Origin of the sequence: Streptomyces sp. NBC_00654 (genome assembly GCF_026341775.1) — a bacterium.
Lineage (GTDB): Bacteria > Actinomycetota > Actinomycetes > Streptomycetales > Streptomycetaceae > Streptomyces.
In genome coordinates this window covers 1-686 of record NZ_JAPEOB010000014.1, presented here as the reverse complement: position 1 = coordinate 686, position 686 = coordinate 1, and the positions used below count along the sequence as shown (strand labels likewise).

The 686-nt window shown below is 66.2% G+C and carries 1 protein-coding gene; it reads right to left on the bottom strand.

The genetic code is table 11. The features are described 5' to 3' along the window. Positions 1-59 precede the first annotated feature (59 nt). Entirely contained in the window at positions 60-587 is a 528-nt protein-coding gene (locus OHA98_RS42595) for a DinB family protein (RefSeq protein WP_266933798.1), read from the bottom strand. Positions 588-686 lie beyond the last annotated feature (99 nt).

Below are 686 nucleotides of genomic sequence, written 5' to 3'. Positions count from 1 at the left end.
GAGCTCACCAAGGCCTGCAGCCCAACGGCCGGTGTTCCGTCCGAGACGGCCGGAGCACATCACCGCTGGGCCGTGGTGTTAGCCCCGTCCAGTGCTTCCCGGATGATGTCCGCGTGGCCCGCGTGCTGGGCCGTCTCCCTGATCAGGTGCAGCAGGACCCGACGTGCCGACCAGTACTCCGGCTCCGGCGGAGACCACGGCGTCCGGGGAAGCGGAACGTCCCCCTCCAGGTCCGGCAGTCCGCTCACAGCCTTCGCGGTCTCACACGCGGCCCCCTCGTACAGCTCCAGCAGGCCCGAAAGCGTCTCTGCCTCGGTCATCCGGTACTGCCCCAAGTTGAGCATTCCGTCGGGCAGTTCTCCGTCCCCTCTGACAAGGATCTGGGTCCAGACCCGCTCGCCGCAGGCCAGATGCTTGATGATCCCGCCCAGTGTGAGTTCGCTCGTGACGGTGCGCCGTATGGCCTGCGCATCGGTGATGCCACGGACGGTGATGAGCAGCAGCTCGCGCTGCTCGGCGAGCGCACGCAGCAGTTCACCGCGCTCACCCGACAGGACGGAGGAAGGGCTGTGCAGAGTTGGTGTCACGAGCCCGACCGTAGGACATATCTAGGCCGTTACATGACCTGATTGCCCGTCAGCGCCAACTGTGTCGACAGAACGGGTGAATGCGGTACACGGATGGAC